Annotated in this window: 14 protein-coding genes; 5 read left to right on the forward strand and 9 right to left on the reverse strand. The window is 75.6% G+C overall.

From position 1 onward, the window contains the following. The first annotated feature begins 425 nt into the window (after positions 1-425). The 5 genes from DNL40_RS12595 to DNL40_RS12615 are packed head-to-tail and all read left to right on the forward strand — an operon-like array spanning position 426 to position 7,561. The gene (locus tag DNL40_RS12595) at positions 426-1,934 is read left to right on the forward strand and encodes a cytochrome ubiquinol oxidase subunit I (RefSeq protein WP_111251609.1); all 1,509 of its coding nucleotides are present in this window, start codon (positions 426-428) and stop codon (positions 1,932-1,934) included. A gap of 27 nt (positions 1,935-1,961) precedes the next feature. Beyond that, positions 1,962-3,050 (forward strand): cytochrome d ubiquinol oxidase subunit II, encoded by a 1,089-nt coding sequence (gene cydB / locus DNL40_RS12600; RefSeq protein WP_111251610.1) that lies wholly within the window; start codon positions 1,962-1,964, stop codon positions 3,048-3,050. Between the two features lie 19 nt (positions 3,051-3,069). Continuing rightward, complete coding sequence (gene cydD, locus DNL40_RS12605; RefSeq protein ID WP_111251611.1) at positions 3,070-4,809, forward strand: thiol reductant ABC exporter subunit CydD; 1,740 nt, start codon at positions 3,070-3,072, stop codon at positions 4,807-4,809. Next, positions 4,806-6,560 (forward strand): thiol reductant ABC exporter subunit CydC, encoded by a 1,755-nt coding sequence (cydC, locus tag DNL40_RS12610; protein WP_111251612.1) that lies wholly within the window; start codon positions 4,806-4,808, stop codon positions 6,558-6,560. Before cydD ends, cydC begins: the two co-directional genes overlap by 4 nt. Before the next feature lie 44 nt (positions 6,561-6,604). Beyond that, positions 6,605-7,561 carry an NAD(P)-dependent oxidoreductase gene (locus DNL40_RS12615; protein WP_111251613.1) on the forward strand — a complete coding sequence of 319 codons (957 nt, stop codon included), beginning with the start codon at positions 6,605-6,607 and terminating at the stop codon, positions 7,559-7,561. A 6-nt stretch (positions 7,562-7,567) separates the two neighbouring features. Here the strand turns inward: DNL40_RS12615 and mutM are convergent, their stop codons facing one another. From mutM to DNL40_RS12660, 9 genes are all read right to left on the reverse strand, one after another. Beyond that, positions 7,568-8,491: a bifunctional DNA-formamidopyrimidine glycosylase/DNA-(apurinic or apyrimidinic site) lyase gene (gene mutM, locus DNL40_RS12620; protein WP_111251614.1), complete on the reverse strand. Its 924-nt coding sequence runs from the start codon at positions 8,489-8,491 to the stop codon at positions 7,568-7,570. After that, the gene (gene rnc, locus DNL40_RS12625) at positions 8,484-9,227 is read right to left on the reverse strand and encodes a ribonuclease III (protein WP_111251615.1); all 744 of its coding nucleotides are present in this window, start codon (positions 9,225-9,227) and stop codon (positions 8,484-8,486) included. Before rnc ends, mutM begins: the two co-directional genes overlap by 8 nt. A gap of 1 nt (position 9,228) precedes the next feature. Continuing rightward, positions 9,229-9,423: a 50S ribosomal protein L32 gene (gene rpmF / locus DNL40_RS12630; RefSeq protein WP_111251616.1), complete on the reverse strand. Its 195-nt coding sequence runs from the start codon at positions 9,421-9,423 to the stop codon at positions 9,229-9,231. Positions 9,424-9,425: 2 nt separating this feature from the next. Beyond that, positions 9,426-9,980 carry a YceD family protein gene (locus tag DNL40_RS12635; RefSeq protein WP_179951075.1) on the reverse strand — a complete coding sequence of 185 codons (555 nt, stop codon included), beginning with the start codon at positions 9,978-9,980 and terminating at the stop codon, positions 9,426-9,428. A gap of 142 nt (positions 9,981-10,122) precedes the next feature. After that, the gene (locus DNL40_RS12640) at positions 10,123-10,674 is read right to left on the reverse strand and encodes an ATP synthase subunit B family protein (protein WP_111251617.1); all 552 of its coding nucleotides are present in this window, start codon (positions 10,672-10,674) and stop codon (positions 10,123-10,125) included. A gap of 19 nt (positions 10,675-10,693) precedes the next feature. Beyond that, positions 10,694-11,200, reverse strand: a complete 507-nt coding sequence (gene coaD / locus DNL40_RS12645; protein WP_111251618.1) for a pantetheine-phosphate adenylyltransferase — start codon at positions 11,198-11,200, stop codon at positions 10,694-10,696. A gap of 4 nt (positions 11,201-11,204) precedes the next feature. Next, on the reverse strand, positions 11,205-11,801 hold the full coding sequence (gene rsmD, locus DNL40_RS12650) for a 16S rRNA (guanine(966)-N(2))-methyltransferase RsmD (RefSeq protein ID WP_111251667.1): 597 nt from the start codon (positions 11,799-11,801) through the stop codon (positions 11,205-11,207). A gap of 16 nt (positions 11,802-11,817) precedes the next feature. Continuing rightward, positions 11,818-14,064 carry an ATP-dependent DNA helicase RecG gene (gene recG, locus DNL40_RS12655; RefSeq protein ID WP_111251619.1) on the reverse strand — a complete coding sequence of 749 codons (2,247 nt, stop codon included), beginning with the start codon at positions 14,062-14,064 and terminating at the stop codon, positions 11,818-11,820. Continuing rightward, positions 14,061-15,800 (reverse strand): DAK2 domain-containing protein, encoded by a 1,740-nt coding sequence (locus DNL40_RS12660; protein WP_111251668.1) that lies wholly within the window; start codon positions 15,798-15,800, stop codon positions 14,061-14,063. Before DNL40_RS12660 ends, recG begins: the two co-directional genes overlap by 4 nt. Between the last annotated feature and the right edge of the window lie 82 nt (positions 15,801-15,882).

Raw genomic sequence — 15,882 nt, forward strand, 5'->3', positions numbered from 1 at the left:
GGCGGTCGTCGTCCGGACCGCGCTCCTGAGCGCGGCGCCGGACGGAAGTCTCGGTCGCGGCCGGCGGCTCCATCGTCTTCGCGGACGCCGGGCGGCCGGGGCTCCGTTCGAGTCCTGGCCGCGGCACCGCGTGCGGACGCGGGAGCTGCGGGCTCGTGGCTGCCTGGGTGATGTGGCCCCGGCGGCTGCGCCCCAGTATCGCACCCTCTGGGCCCTCCGGCGTCGCCTCGCCACGCCGCAGCCTCGCGCGCCCTGCTCTCCGACCGCAGATCGCCTGTCGGGGGATGCGGTCAGACCGCGCCGAGATGGAGGTCACATCGCGTCATATTGACTTGTGAAAGTCTTCACGAGCAGTCTGGTCCCGCGCCCCGACGTGCGGAGACTCACGTGCCGGCGCACCACTCGCCCGAGACCAGGAGAAGCACGTGGACGCTCTCGACCTCGCCCGGTGGCAGTTCGCCATCACGACGGTGTACCACTTCATCTTCGTCCCGCTCACGATCGGCCTGGCGCCCATCGTGGCCGGCATGCAGACGGCGTGGGTCGTGACAAAGAAGGAGAAGTGGCTCCGGCTGACGAAGTTCTTCGGCAAGCTGCTGCTCATCAACTTCGCGCTCGGTGTCGTCACCGGCATCGTCCAGGAGTTCCAGTTCGGGATGGCCTGGAGCGAGTACTCACGGTTCGTGGGCGACGTCTTCGGCGCACCGCTCGCCATGGAGGCGCTCGCCGCGTTCTTCGTCGAGTCGGTGTTCCTCGGCCTGTGGATCTTCGGCTGGGACCGGGTCTCCAAGAAGGTCCACCTGACGGCCATCTGGCTCTTCGCCGTGGCCGTGAACCTCTCCGCGTACTTCATCCTGGCGGCCAACTCCTGGATGCAGCACCCGGTCGGCGCCGTCTACAACCCCGAGACGGGGCGCGCCGAGATGGAGTCCATCGGGGCGGTGCTCACCAACAGCACGCTCCTGGCCGCGTTCCCGCACACCATCACGTCGGCGTTCCTCGTGGCCGGCACGTTCGTGTGCGGCATCGCCACGTGGTGGATGGTGCGGCTGGTCCGCACCCGCAAGCCCGAGCTGGTCGACCTCGCCCGCGCCACCTACCGCCCCGCCGTGGTGCTCGGCGCCGTGGTCACGATGGTCGCCGGCGTCGGCGTCATCGTCTCCGGCGACATCCAGGGCAAGATCATGTACCAGCAGCAGCCGGGCAAGATGTCCGCCGCCGAGGCGCTGTGCGAGGGCCAGGAGGGCGCCGCCTTCTCGATCCTGACCATCGGCCCCCTCGACGCCACGTGCGACGAGCTCGTCCACGTGCTCGAGGTCCCCGGCGTCGCGAGCTACCTCGGCACCGGGCACTTCTCCGGCCCCGAGTCCTACCTCCCGGGCGTCAACGACGTGCAGCGCGAGTACACCGAGCGGTTCGGCGACACCACCGCCTCGGGCGAGCCCGTGCGCTATACCCCGCCGCTCGCCATCTCCTACTGGGCCTTCCGCCTCATGATCGGGCTCGGCGTCTTCTCCGCCGCCCTGGGCACCTGGGCGCTGTGGGCCACCCGTCGTGGCCGCACCTCCGACAACCTGTGGCTCTCGCGCCTGGGCCTCCTCGCCATCCCCATGCCGTTCGCCGCCGCGTCCTTCGGCTGGATCTTCACCGAGGTGGGCCGCCAGCCCTGGGTCGTGGTCCCCAACCCCACGGGCATCGACGACATCCGCCTCCTCACCGAGCGCGGCGTGTCCACCGTGGTCTCCCCCGGCGTGCTGCTCGCCTCCATGGTGATCTTCACCCTCGTCTACGGCGTGCTCGCCGTCGTCTGGTACCGCCTCATGCACCGCTACGCGGTCGAGGGCGTGCCCGAGGTCCACGACGAGTCGCCCGAGGCCCGCGCCGAGCAGGGCTCCGACGACGACGCCGACCGCCCGCTGTCCTTCGCGTACTGACGGACCCACGAGACCTGGAGACCTGACATGGACCTTGCGATCCTCTGGTTCGTCATCATCGCCCTCCTGTGGACCGGCTACCTGGTGCTCGAGGGCTTCGACTTCGGCGTCGGCATGCTGATGTCCGTGCTGCCCCGCGGCAGCAAGGAGGAGCGGGAGACCGAGCGGCGCGTCCTCGTCAACACCATCGGCCCCGTCTGGGACGGCAACGAGGTGTGGCTCATCACCGCGGGCGGTGCCACCTTCGCCGCGTTCCCCGAGTGGTACGCCACCCTCTTCTCCGGCTTCTACGTGCCGCTCCTGCTCATCCTGCTCGCGCTCATCGTGCGCGGCGTCGCGTTCGAGTACCGCGGCAAGATCTCCGACCCCGGCTGGGCCCGCCGCTGCGACTGGGCCATCCAGGCCGGCTCCTGGCTGCCCGCGATCCTGTGGGGCGTCGCCTTCGGCAACCTGGTCCGCGGGGTCGCGCTCGACGCCGACCACCAGTACGTGGGCGGGTTCTGGGCGCTGCTCAACCCGTTCGCGCTCGCCGGCGGCCTCACCACGCTCGTGCTGTTCCTGCTGCACGGTGCGGTCTTCGTGGCGCTCAAGACGGACGGCGACATCCGCCACCGGGCCCGGCGCGTGGCCGGCGGCCTCTCGGTCGCTGCCCTCGTGGTCGCGGGCGGCTGGGCCGTGTGGGCGCAGGTCGCCTACTCGGTGACCTGGACGTGGGGCGCGGTGGCCGTGGCGGCGGCCTGCCTGGTCGGCGTCGTCGTCACCAACGCCCGCGGCCGCGAGGGCTGGGCGTTCACGCTCTCGGCCGGTGCGCTGGTCGCCGCCGTCGTGCTGATCTTCGGCTCGATGTTCCCCGACGTCATGCCCGGCCTCGACGGCGGCAGCTCGCTGAGCATCGCCGAGGCCGCCTCCACCCCGTACACCCTGACGGTGATGACGTGGGTGGCCGTGTTCCTCACCCCCGTGGTGCTCGCCTACCAGAGCTGGACGTACTGGGTGTTCCGCCGCCGCCTGAGCACCGCGCACATCCCCGCCCCCGCCGGCCTGACGTGGAAGAAGGTCAAGGACGCCGCGTTCGGCCACAGCGTCCCGGCGGTCAAGCCGTCCGACCTCGTCTGACGGCAGGGGTGACCCGCTCGTGAAGCCCCTCGACCCCCGCCTGCTGCGCCGGGCCCGCGCCGCGCGCCGCTACGTCGTCCTGACGGCCGTGCTCGGCGTGGCCTCGGCCGGGCTGATCGTCGCCCAGGCGGTGCTCGTGGCCGGGCTGCTCGCGACCCTCGTGCGCGACCGCACGGTGGACGGCACGGTCGCGACCACGACCCTGACCGCGCTCGTCGCCGTCGCGGCGGCGCGGGCCGTCGTCGCGTGGGCGCAGGAGCGGTGGGCGCAGCGGGCCGCGGCACGCACGGTGGCCGAGCTGCGCGAGCAGGTCGTCACCCACGCCGTCGCGCTCGGCCCCCGCTGGGCCACCGGCGCCCGGCGGGCCGAGGTCGCCACCCTCGCCACCCGCGGCCTCGACGACCTCGAGCCGTACCTGGTGCGCTACCTGCCCTCCCTGCTCCTGACCGCGCTCGTGACCCCCGCCGTCCTGCTGGTGGTGCTCGGGCTGGACTGGGTCTCGTTCCTCGTCTGCGTGGTCACCCTGCCGCTGGTGCCGCTGTTCATGTGGCTCGTCGGCGTCATGACCGCCGGCACCTCCGAACGACGCCTCGCCGTCGTGCAGCGGCTCGGTGCGCAGGTGCTCGACCTCCTCGCGGGGCTGCCCACCCTGCGCGCGTTCGGCCGCGAGTCCGGGCCCGGCGCACGCGTCCGCGCCCTCGGGGACGCCTCCCGGCGGGCCACGATGGGCACGCTGCGCGTCGCGTTCCTCTCCGGCATGGTGCTCGAGCTGCTCACCACCCTCTCCGTCGCGATCGTCGCCGTCGGGGTGGGGCTGCGGCTCGTCGAGGGGTACATGACCCTCCAGGCCGGGCTCACCGTGCTCATGCTCGCGCCCGAGGTGTACCTGCCGCTGCGGCAGGTGGGCGCCCAGTTCCACGCCTCCACGGACGGGCTCGCGGCGGCCGAGAAGGCGTTCGCCGTGCTGGAGACGCCGGTCGCCGCGGGTGGCGAGGGCGCGGTGGCCGGGCGGGTCGGGGCCGTCGTCCTGGAGGGCGTCACGGTGCGGGCCGGGGACCGTGCCGTCGAGGCGCCGTCCGGGCTCACCGCCCGGATCCCGCTCGCGCCGGACCAGGCCGGGCGGGGACGGGTGGTCGCGCTCCGGGGCCCCAGCGGCTCCGGGAAGTCGACGGCGGCTCTCGTGCTGCTGGGGCTGCTGCGTCCGGACGCCGGGCACGTGGCCGTCGAGCCCGCCGACGGCGGGCCGCCCGTCCGGCTGGACGACCTCGACCACGCGTGGTGGTGGTCGCAGGTCGTGTGGGTCCCCCAGCGGCCCGCCATCGCCCCAGGGCGGCTGCGCGATGTCGTCGGCGGGGGCCCGGTGAGCGACGAGGACCTGCGGGCCGCCGCGCGCACCACCGGTCTCGACACCGTCGCCGCCACGCTGCCGGCCGGGTGGGACACGCCCGTGGGCCTGGGCGGCGTCGGCCTGTCGGTCGGCCAGCGCCAGCGCGTCGCCCTCACCACCGCCCTCCTGGCCGGCGGGGACCGGCCGCTCGTCGTCCTCGACGAACCCACCGCGCACCTGGACACGGAGGGTGAGCGTGTCGTGCTGGACACCGTGCGGGCCTGGCGCGACACCGGCCGCACCGTCGTCGTGATCGCCCACCGCGCGTCCTTGCTCGCGCTGGCCGACCAGGTGGTCGACGTCGTCTCCCACGAGCTCACGGCCACCCCGGCGCCGCGCCCGGCGCTCGACGGCGCGGAGGTGCTGCGGTGAACGACCCCCTGCTGCGGGTGCTGCCGCTGCTCGAGGTCAGCCGTGCCCGCGTGGTCCGTGCCGTGCTGCTCGGGTCGCTCGCGCTCGGCTGCTCCGTCGGCCTGGCGGCCGTCTCGGCCTGGCTCATCGCCCGCGCGTCCCAGATGCCTCCCGTGCTGTCCCTGTCGGTCGCGGTGGTCACGGTCCGCGCCTGCGGCATCGGCCGCGGCGTCTTCCGGTACCTCGAGCGCCTCGCCTCGCACGACGTCGCCCTGCGCGGCATGGCGGCGCTGCGCGCCAACCTCTACGACGCGATGGCGCGGGGCCCGGTCACCGGTGTGGTGGCGCTGCGCCGCGGCGACCTGCTCGCCCGGGTCGGGTCCGACGTCGACGCCGTGGGCGACGTGGTGGTGCGGGCGCTCGTGCCCGCCGGCGTGGCGCTCGTGGTGGGGCTCGGCTCCGTCGCGCTCGTGGGGGCGTTCCTCCCGGCCGCGGGGCTCGCCCTGCTCTGCTGCCTGCTGCTCACCGGCGTGCTCGCCCCGTGGCTCGCCGCCCGCGCCGCGGCCACCACGGAGGTGCAGGGCACCGCCGCCCGCGCCGACGTCACCACGCGCGCCCTGGGCATCCTCGAGGAGGGCCAGCAGCTGCGCGTCGCCGGGCGCCTCGACGCCGAGCTCGCCGCGCTGCGCGAGGCCGACGCCCGTCTCACCACCGCGGGGGACGACGGCGCCCGCACCGCCGGCGTCTCCGCCGCGATCTCGGCGGGCGTGCAGACCCTCTCGGTCGTGGCCGCGCTCGCCCTGGGCATGGGGGCGGTGCAGGTGGGCGGCTCGCTCGCCCCGGTCGAGCTCGCCGTCGTCGTCCTGACCCCGCTGGCCGTGTTCGAGGTGACGAGCGTGCTGCCCGCCGCGGCGGTGCAGCTGCGCCGCTCACGCGAGGCCGCCCGGCGGCTGACCGACCTGCTCCCCGACGCGCTCCCCGAGGTGGCAGGACCAGAGCGAGGTGTGCCGGGCGCCGACTCTGGCACGCCGCCCGTGGTAGCCGAGACGGGTGGAGCGGTGCTCGGGCTCGACGGGGTGGCCGCCGGGTGGCCCGGGTCGCGGCCCGCCGTCGTCGGGGTGGACCTGGAGCTGCGGCCGGGCGGCGTCGTCGCCCTGGTCGGGCCCTCGGGCGTCGGCAAGACGACGCTCCTCATGACGGCAGCGGGGCTGCTGCCCGCCCGCGCGGGCGCCGTGCGCACCGCCACCGCCTCTCCCACCCTCTTCGTCGCCGAGGACGGCCACGTCTTCGACACCACCGTGCTGGAGAACCTGCGCGTCGCCCGCGGGGACGTGACCCCGGACGACGCCCGGGCCGCGCTCGAGGCCGTCGGCCTCGGCGGCTGGCTCGACGCCCTGCCCGCCGGCCTCGACACCGTGCTCGGCGGGGACGCCACCACCGTCTCGGGCGGGGAGCGCCGGCGCCTGCTCGTCGCCCGTGCGCTGCTCAGCCCGGCCCGCGTGCTCCTCGTGGACGAACCCGGCGAGCACCTCGACGCCACCACGGCCGACGCCGTCGTCGCCGCCCTCGCCCGTCACGCCCGCGCCACCGGCCGCGCCGTCGTCGTCGCCACCCACCGCCTCGCCTCGGCCCGCGACGCGGACGAGGTGCTCCTGCTCGAGCAGCCCGAGCACGACGACGGCGCCCCCGCCCGCCTCGCTGCCCGCGGGCGGCACGCCGACCTGCTGCGGGACGTGCCGGCCTACGCCTGGGCGGCGAGCCAGGAGGCCTAGCGCGGGGCGTCGCACCCGCCGGGCGTGGAGTAACGTGCCGACGCGTGAAGATCCTCGTGCCCGGCAACGTCCCGTTCGACAGCGCGCCTGTGCTCGACGACCCCGACGACGTCGTCGCCACCTACGTGATGCGCGACGAGATCCCCGCCGAGCACCTGGACGCCGAGGTGCTGGTCACGTGGGCGAGCCCCGGACGTGTGCTCGAGGACGCCGCCCGGCGGCTCACGCACCTGCGGTGGGTGCAGACGCTCTCGGCCGGCCCCGACGCCGCGCTCGCGGCAGGCTTCTCCCCCGACGTCGTCATCTCCTCGGGCCGCGGCCTGCACGACGCCACGGTGGCCGAGCACACCCTCGCCCTCGTGCTGGCCACGGTGCGGCGTCTCGACCGCTCGTTCGCCGCCCAGCGCGAGCACGTGTGGGACCGCGGGCTGGGCAAGGAGCAGGCGTCGGCCGAGGCCGGACCCACGTTCACGCTCGACGGCGCCCGCGTGACGGTGTGGGGGTTCGGGTCGATCGCCGCCCGGCTGGCCCCGCTCCTGGCCGCCCTGGGTGCCGAGGTCACCGGGGTGGCGAGCAGCCGGGGCGAACGGCACGGGTTCCCCGTGGTCACGCGCGACGACCTGCCGCAGGTGCTGCCGCGCACCGACGTACTGGTCTCGCTGCTGCCGTCGACCGAGGCCACCCACCACGCGCTCGACGCCGAGACCCTGGCCCTGCTGCCCCCGCACGCCCGGTTCGTCAACGTGGGGCGCGGCGCCACGGTGGACGAGGCCGCGCTGGTGGCCGCGCTGACCGAGGGCAGGCTCGCCGGGGCCGCGCTCGACGTCACCGAGACCGAGCCGTTGCCGCCGGGATCCCCCCTGTGGGACGCGCCGAACGTCATCATCACGCCGCACGTGGCCGGAGGCCGCCCCCAGCGGGCGCAGGAGTTCCTCACCGCGCAGGTGCGGGCGTGGAAGTCCGGCGGGGCCGGCGCGCTGCGCAACGTCGTCGAGCGCTGAGGCGACCTACCAGCGGCCGCTGCGCGGGCGCGGCTGGCACCGGGGGCACGTGAACGCCGAGCGGTTCATGAAGGCGTCGCGGCGCACGAGCGTGCCGCAGCGCGGGCACTGGCGCCCCTCCTGCCCGTAGACGGCGAGCGAGCGGTCGAAGTAGCCGGACTCGCCGTTGACGTTGACGTACAGGGCGTCGAAGCTCGTGCCGCCGTGCACCAGCGCCTCGCGCATGACCTCCTCCGCCGCGTCCAGCACACGGCGCACCTCCACGGGCCGGAGCCGGTCGGTGGCGCGCGCGAAGTGGAGCCCGGCACGCCACAGGGCCTCGTCCGCGTAGATGTTGCCGACGCCGGAGACGACCGTCTGGTCCAGCAGCGCCCGCTTGATGCCGGTGCGGCGGCGGCGCACCGCCGCGACCACGGCCTCCCGGGCGGCGCCGCCAGGCGCCATCACGGGGTCCAGGAGGTCGCGGGCGACGTGTGCCACCGGCTGGGGCACGGCGGCCTCCTGCGCCCCGAGGCCTCCGGGCTCGCCGTCGGGCGTGGGCACCAGGTCGACGACGGCGAGGTGGCCGAAGGTGCGCTGGTCCACGAAGTCGAGGGCCGTCGCCTGCGACGGCGCCCCCTCGAGGTGCATGCGGACCCGCAGGTGCGGATGCCGCCACGGGTCGTTCCCGTCCCGCACCAGGAGCTGGCCGGACATGCCGAGGTGCGCCAGGAGGGCGGCGTCCTGACCCAGCGGCATCCAGAGGAACTTGCCGCGCCGTGCGGCCGCGGCGAGCGTGCGCCCCCGCAGCTGGTCCGCGAAGGAGAGCGGCCCGCCGTCGTGCCGACGCACGCTGTAGTCGCGGAACACCTCGACGTCGCGCACGCGCGCACCGACCACCAAACGGTCGAGGCCGTCACGGACGGTCTCGACCTCGGGAAGCTCAGGCACCGGCGGCGGGGGCCTCGACGGGCGGCGCCGGCAGCTCCTGCAGACCCCGGTACGCCTGCTCGGCAGCCGCCTGCTCGGCGTGCTTCTTCGCGGTGCCCCGGCCGATGCCGACCACGGGGCCGACGATCACCTTGGCGTGGAACACGCGGGCGTGCTCGGGCCCCTCCCCCGCGACCTCGTACACCGGGGCGCCGTAGCCGTGCTCGGCCGACGCCTCCTGCAGGGAGGTCTTCCAGTCGAGGCCGGCGCCGAGGTCGGCGGCTGCCTCCAGGGTCGGGTCCACCAGGCGGTGCACCAGCTCGCGGGACGCCTCGAGCCCGTGGGAGAGGTACGTGGCCCCGATGAGCGCCTCGACGGTGTCCGAGAGGATCGAGTCCTTGTCGAACCCGCGGGTGCGCATCTCACCCTTGCCCAGCAGCACGTACGAGCCGAGGTCGAGCGTGCGGGCGATCGCGGCCAGCGACCGCTGGGAGACCGTGGCGGCGCGCATCTTCGCCAGCTCGCCCTCGGACTGGTCCGGGTGGCGGCGGTAGAGCGCCTCGGTGACGACCAGCCCCAGCACCGTGTCGCCCAGGAACTCCAGGCGCTCGTTGGTCGGCAGCCCGCCGGCCTCGTGCGCGAAGGAGCGGTGCGTCAGGGCAAGCACGAGAAGCTCGGGATCCAGATGGACCCCGAGCTTCTCGAGAAGAGCGGTCGGCGCCGGCATCGATGATGCAGCCGTGCCGTTCGCAGGCATGTCAGCCCGCGTGCTCGGTGCGCAGCGCCTCGGCGTACTGGCGGCCCTTGTAGGTACCGCAGGTCGGGCAGGCGGCGTGCGACAGCTTCTGACCCTTGCAAGCGGGGCAGGTGGTGAGGGTCGCCGCGGTGGTCTTCCACTGCGAGCGGCGCGCCCGGGTGTTGCTGCGCGACATCTTGCGCTTCGGAACAGCCACGGCTAGCTCTCTTTCGTCTCGTCGGTCACGCTCGAATCCTCGAGCATGGCTTGCAACGCCGACCAACGCGGGTCGACGACGTCATGATGGTGGTCCGGGTCGTCCGCCAGGCGTGCCCCGCACTCGGAGCACAGGCCCGGGCAGTCCGGACGGCACAGTGGTTGAAATGGTAGTGCAGTGACGACGGAATCCCGAACCGCGGGCTCGATGTCCGCCAGATCGCCGTCCAGCACCGACTCCTCGTCCTCCAGCTCGTCGTCCCCGGACTCGACGGCGGCCTGCTGGCGCTCGGGGTACGCGAACAGCTCCTGGACCCGCACGGTGACCTCTCGGGTCACCGGGTCCAGGCACCGCACGCACTCCCCGACCGCCGTGCCGCGCACGACGCCGGAGACCAGCACGCCCTCCATGACGGCCTCGAGGCGCAGGCCCACGGTGAGGTCCGCCCCCTCGGGGATGCCGATGACCGCCGTGCCCAGGTCGGCAGGCGCCGGGACGACGCGCGCGACCTCCCGCATGGTGCCGGGACGCCGCGTGAGCTCGTGCGTGTCGAGCACGAGCGGCGAGGTCGGTTCGGTGGCGATGACGATCTCCGAGGAGTGGGAGGAAGAAGGAAGTCGGCCCGTTGCCGGGCCAGCGGACAAGTCTATGCCATGCCCGCCGGGAGACCAACGGCCCCTCGCGTGACGCACGCCACCGTCAGGCGCCGCGCTCCTGCGCCCGTCCGCTCTCGTCCTCGCCCCACCCCGCACGCCCCTCGGCGTCCTCGAGCCGCTCGGCGAGCCGCGCGCGCCCGGCACGGACCTGGGCGGTCAGGGCCTCGAGGTCGTCCTCGAACGCGGCCAGCCGCCGGTCGCAGTACTCGTCGGCGTCGACCTTGAGCTTGTCCGCCTCGCGCTGCGCCTCGGCCACGATGTCGGCGGCGCGCGCCTTGGCCTGCGCCACCACCTGCTCGCGCTCGACGAGCTCCATGGCCCGCTGGCGCGCCGTGGCGATGATCTCCTCGCTCTGGCGCCGCGCGTCCTCCAGCTCGGCGCGCGCCTGCTCGAGGGTCTCGTCGGCGCGCTCGACGGCGCTGGGCAGCCCGTGCCGCAGCTCGTCGACCAGCCCCAGGACGGCGTCGCGCTCGACGCGCACGTCCGAGGACATGAACACCGGCCGCGCGTCCTCCACGAGCGCCGCCAGCTCCTCCAGCACGTCGATCAGCGCCGACGGCGAGAGCGTCCCCGTCTCCTGCTCGGCCTTGGTCATCGCTGCTCCTTCTCTCGCACTAGCTGCCCTGCCGGCCCGTCTGCGCGGCCAGGGCGGCACGCACCGCCTCCGCCACACCGCCGGGCACCAGGTCCTCGATGGGTCCGCCGTGCCGGGCGACGTCCTTGACCAGCGACGACGCCACGTGGCCGAGCGCCGGGTCGGCCGTGACGAAGACGGTCTCGACGCCGGTCAGGTGCCGGTTCATCAGCGCCATGGGCGCCTCGGCGTCGAGGTCGCCGCCGCCGCGGAGCCCCTTGACGATCGCCGTGGCCCCGACGTCACGGCAGAAGTCGACCACCAGGCCGGGCACCACCTCGGCACGCACGTCCGCGGTGGCCGGGTCCGCGGCGAGCGCCTCGCGCACGAGCCGGACGCGCTCGTCGAGCGACAGCAGCCCCGACTTGCCGGGGTTGCGGGCCACGCCCACCACGACGACGTCGAACAGGGTGCGGGCACGGCGCACCACGTCGAGGTGGCCGAGGGTGAACGGGTCGAACGACCCGGGGCAGACGGCGACTGTCACGCGGTCACGCTATTCCCGCGCCGGGCTCACCCGGCGCATTTGGCTCGGCGTAGTACACGGCGGTCTCGCCGTAGTCCTTGCGGGCGAGCAGCTCGAGACCGGCGGGCCAGACGGGCTCGGGGCTGCGGGTGGAGCGCTCGACGACGACGACGGCGTCGGCGGCGAGCACCCCTGGGGCCGCGAGGTCGGCCAGCACGCGCCCGAGCGCCTCCTCGGACAGGTCGTAGGGCGGGTCGAGGAGCACCAGGTCGAGGGGGTCACCCGGGGCCGCGGCGAGGCCGGCGGCGTACCGCCCGGCATCCTCGGCGACGACGCGGGCCGCGGCGCCCAGCCCGAGCGCGGCCACGTTGCGCCGGGCGACCTCGACGGCACCGCGCGCGGAGTCCACGAGGGTCACGTGGGTGGCGCCGCGCGAGACGGCCTCGAGCCCGAGGGCCCCCGAGCCGGCGTAGAGGTCGAGCACGCGCGCCCCGTCCACGACGCCGTAGTGCTCCAGGCGGGAGAACAGCGCCTCGCGGACGCGCTCGCTCGTGGGCCGGGTGCCCTTGGGAGGCACCTGCAGGGTGCGCCCGCCGTGGGTGCCGGCGACGATCCTGGTCATGGCCGCCGAGCCTACGTCAGGCACGCTCGAGGAACTCCTCCTGGTCCGGGGCGAGCTGGGCGGCGATCGCGTCGGCGAGCCGCGGGTGCTCCGCGAGCTCCGGGTCGGCGGCCACGACGGCGGCCGACTCCTCGCGCGCCTCCTCGATGAGGTCGGCGTCCTTGACGACGCGCAGCAGGCGCAGCGAGCTGGTGCGACCCGACTGCGCCGCCCCCAGCACGTCTCCCTCGTCACGCTGCTCCAGGTCGAGCTGCGCGAGGCGGAACCCGTCGGTGGTCTCGGCGAGCGCCTCGACGCGCGCGGCGGCCGGGGTGCCGGGCTCGGCGGTGGAGACCAGCAGGCACAGGCCGGGGGCGGAGCCGCGGCCCACGCGTCCGCGCAGCTGGTGGAGCTGCGAGAGACCGAAGCGGTCGGCGTCGAGCACCACCATGACGGTGGCCTCGGGCACGTCGACGCCCACCTCGATCACGGTGGTGGAGACGAGCACCTGGGTCTGCCCGGAGGCGAAGCGGGCCATCACGGCGTCCTTCTCCGCCGGGGGCATCTGCCCGTGCAGCACGCCCACGTCCAGGCCCGCGAGCGCCGGGGTGGCCCGCAGCTCGTCGGCAACCTCGAGGACGGCCCGCAGGGGCTGGCGGTCGGTGCCCTCGGAGGGGTCGAGGAGGTCCGGCAGGTCGTCGTCCCCGGCCTTGCCGCCCTTGCCGCCGGCGCTCGCGCCGTCGTCGTCGGGGTGGATTCGGGCGCAGACGACGTACGCGCGGTGGCCGGCGTCGACCTCCTCGCGCACGCGCTGCCAGGTGCGCTCGAGCCAGCGGGGGTTGGCGGCGGGCACCACGTGGGTGGTGATGCCGGAGCGGCCCGTGGGGACCTCGGTGAGGGAGGAGACCTCGAGGTCGCCGAACACGGTCATGGCCACGGTGCGCGGGATGGGCGTGGCGGTCATGACGAGCAGGTGGGGGGCGACGCGGCCCTTCGCGCGCAGGGCGTCCCGCTGCTCGACGCCGAAGCGGTGCTGCTCGTCGACGACGACGAGGCCGAGGTCGGCGAACTGGACGTGCTCGCCGAGGAGGGCGTGGGTGCCCACCACGATGCCGGCCTCCCCGGAGGCTGCCTGGAGCAGCGCCTCCTTGCGGGCGGCGGCCCCGAGCGACCCGGTGAGCAGGGCGACCCGCGTGCCGTCCTCCGCGCCGCCGAGGAGCCCGCCCTCCGCGAGGGGGCCCAGCATGGCGCGCAGGGTGCGGGCGTGCTGGGCGGCGAGCACCTCGGTGGGTGCCAGCAGGGCGGCCTGACCGCCGGCGTCGACCACCTGGAGCATCGCGCGCAGCGCCACGACGGTCTTGCCGGAGCCGACCTCGCCCTGCAGCAGCCGCTGCATGGGCTGGGGCCGGGCGAGGTCGGCGGCGACCTGCTCCCCCACCGTGCGCTGCCCCTCGGTGAGCGTGAAGGGCAGCCGCGCGTCGAAGCGGGCCAGCAGGCCGGGCTGGTCGGCCGGGCGCGGCGGGCGCGCCGTCGCGTCCTCCTGCGCGGCGCGGGCCCGGCGCTGGGCGAGGGCCGCCTGGAGCACGAACGCCTCCTCGAAGCGCAGGCGGTGGCGGCCGCGGCGGTAGTCGGCGTCGCGCTCGGGGCGGTGCACCAGGCGCAGGGCCTCGTACCGCGTGGGCAGGCCCTTGCGGGCGAGCACGGCGGCGGGCACCGGGTCGGGCACGTCGTCCTCGGTGAGGGTGTCGAGCACGGTCCGCACGGCCCGCTGGAGCTTCCAGGTGGGCATGCTGGCCGTGGCGGGGTAGATCGGGATGGGCAGGCTCGCCTCGTACATCGCCTCGTCGGCGTCGTCGACGTCGCTGCCCACCAGCACGTAGTCGGGGTGGGTGAGCTGCCGCTCCCCGCGGTAGGCGGAGACGACGCCGGAGAACACGCCCGTGGCGCCGGGGCGCAGCTTGTGCTCGTGGACGCGCAGCGCCCCGGCGTGCCTGGCGAAGAACGTGAGCGACAGGCGGTGGCGCCCGTCGGTCACGACGACCTGCATGAGCGCGCCACGGCGGTTGCGCATGGGCCGCACGGTGGCCTCGAGCACGCGCGCCAGCACCGAGACGTGCTCGCCGGGGGTGAGCAGCTCGATGTCGGTGAGCTGGCCCGGGTCGGCGTAGCGCCGCGGGTAGTGGCGCAGCAGGTCGTCGACGGTGACGAGCCCCATCTTGGTCAGGGCGGGGGCGGTGCGCCCGCCGATCGCCTTGCTCAGCGGCTCCTGCAGTCGCCCGGTCATGCGTCCCCTCCCGCGTCTGCCCCTGCGTCTGCCCCCGCACCCGTCCTGGCGCCCTCGGCAGCGGTTCGCCCGGCGGCCTCGACGCCGAGGGCCACGCCGGTGCCGGGCCGCCCCGTGGGCAGCGGCACCAGCTCCGCGCCGGCCGCGACCGCCACGGGCTCGAGCGCCTCGACCACCTCGGGGGGCACGTCGTCGTCGGTGAGCACGGTGACGACGGCGGCGCCCGGCCCTCCGTCCAGGAGCCTGGCCAGCGCGGCCGGCGCCCTCCCGGCGTCGGTGGAGGCGGTGCGCAGGCCGCGCAGCGCCCGGCGCACCGCGGCGGCGAGGTCGCCGCGCTCGCCTCGCTCGTCCCGCTCGTCAGTGGCCTCGGCGAGGGCCGCGAGGGCGACGGCGGTGTGCACGTCGCTGGGGACGTCGAGCACCTGCACCTGGGTGGCGGGCCCCTCGTCGGTGTCGAGCGCGAGGACGCCCAGCTCGGCGTCGACCCCGGCGGCGTCGGCCCCCGCGCCGGCCAGCACCAGCGCGCGGCGTGCCCCGGATGCCAGCGCGGCCTGCGCCAGGTCGCGCGGCCCGACGACGGCGCCGGCCGCCGGGACGAGCACGACGGCTCCCGCGCGGGCGAGCTCCGCGGCGAGCACCGGGGCGGTCGTCGCCGCCACCACCGCCTGGTCACCGTCCGGGACGGCCAGGTGCCGCACGTGGACCGCCTCGACCGTGCCCTGCTCGGCCCAGGCACGCGCGACGGCGAGGCCGGCCCCGAGGTCTGCGGTGTGCACGTGCGCCTGCCAGGCCGTGTCCTCCTCGCCGTCGGCGGGGGCGTCGTCCACCGCCCCGCCGACCACGACGACGGAGCCGCCGACGGCGTCCAGGTCGGCGCGCAGGGCGTCGGCGACCCCGCCGGCGGAGAAGCCCACCGCCGCGGCGGGCCGGCGCAGCACGAACATCAGCTCGAGCTCGTCGTCGTCGGAGTGCTCGTGGTGCCCGGCGGTGCCCGCGGCGGCGGGGTCGGCGTCGTGCCCCGTGAGGTCCAGGCCCAGGGTCACGGGAGCCTCGGGCACCACCGAGGCGACGTCGAGCACCGTCGGCCCCGCGGGGCCCGTGGCGGTGCCGCTCACGCTCCGGGCGACCCGGAGGGCGTCGAGGACCAGCACGAGCCCGCACGCCCCGGCGTCGAGCACCCCGGCGCGCGCGAGCTGGGCGAGGGTCGCCACCGAGGAGAGCGCCGCCTCCCGCGCCCCGCGGACGGCAGCCTCCAGCACGTCGTCGGCGGTGGCCCCGGGCCGCGCGGCGGTGTCGCGCGCCGCCGCGGCGGCGACGTCGGCGGCCGTGAGGATCGTGCCGGGCTCCGGGTGCGCGACCGCGGAGCGCGCCGAGCCGGCCGCGACGTCGAGCGCCCGGGCCAGCTCGTCGCCGCGCGTCGCCGCGACGGCCACGCCACGCAGCCACTCGCTCAGGATCACCCCGGAGTTGCCGCGCGCCCCGAGCAGCGCCCCGCGAGCGAGGCGGCGCAGCAGGGCTGCCGCGCCGGCGTCGGCCGGGGCGGCCCCCACGGCCCGGGCACCCTCGCGCACCGTCAGGTGCATGTTGGTGCCGGTGTCGCCGTCCGCCACGGGGAACACGTTGACGCTGTCGATGGCGGCGCGCTCGCGCCCCAGGGCGCCGACGGCGAGCAGCGCCCAGGTACGCACGCCACGGGCGTCGAGGACGTCGGTGACCTGCGCGGCTGCATCGTGCACGGCGACCACGGTAGCGTCGCCCCCGGGGCGCGCCCGGCCGCAGCGCCAGGTGACCGACCCCACGTTGGAACCCATCCCCACG

Source organism: Xylanimonas oleitrophica (assembly GCF_003244315.1).
GTDB lineage: Bacteria > Actinomycetota > Actinomycetes > Actinomycetales > Cellulomonadaceae > Xylanimonas_A > Xylanimonas_A oleitrophica.

What these genes read in the sequence shown, in the direction of transcription:
- rsmD (WP_111251667.1), bottom strand. Translation starts at nt 11,801, where the DNA reads ATGACCAGGATCGTCGCCGGCACCCACGGCGGGCGCACCCTGCAGGTG.
- rnc (WP_111251615.1), bottom strand. Translation starts at nt 9,227, where the DNA reads ATGCCTGCGAACGGCACGGCTGCATCATCGATGCCGGCGCCGACCGCT.
- recG (WP_111251619.1), bottom strand. Translation starts at nt 14,064, where the DNA reads ATGACCGGGCGACTGCAGGAGCCGCTGAGCAAGGCGATCGGCGGGCGC.
- cydB (WP_111251610.1), top strand. Translation starts at nt 1,962, where the DNA reads ATGGACCTTGCGATCCTCTGGTTCGTCATCATCGCCCTCCTGTGGACC.
- DNL40_RS12640 (WP_111251617.1), bottom strand. Translation starts at nt 10,674, where the DNA reads ATGACCAAGGCCGAGCAGGAGACGGGGACGCTCTCGCCGTCGGCGCTG.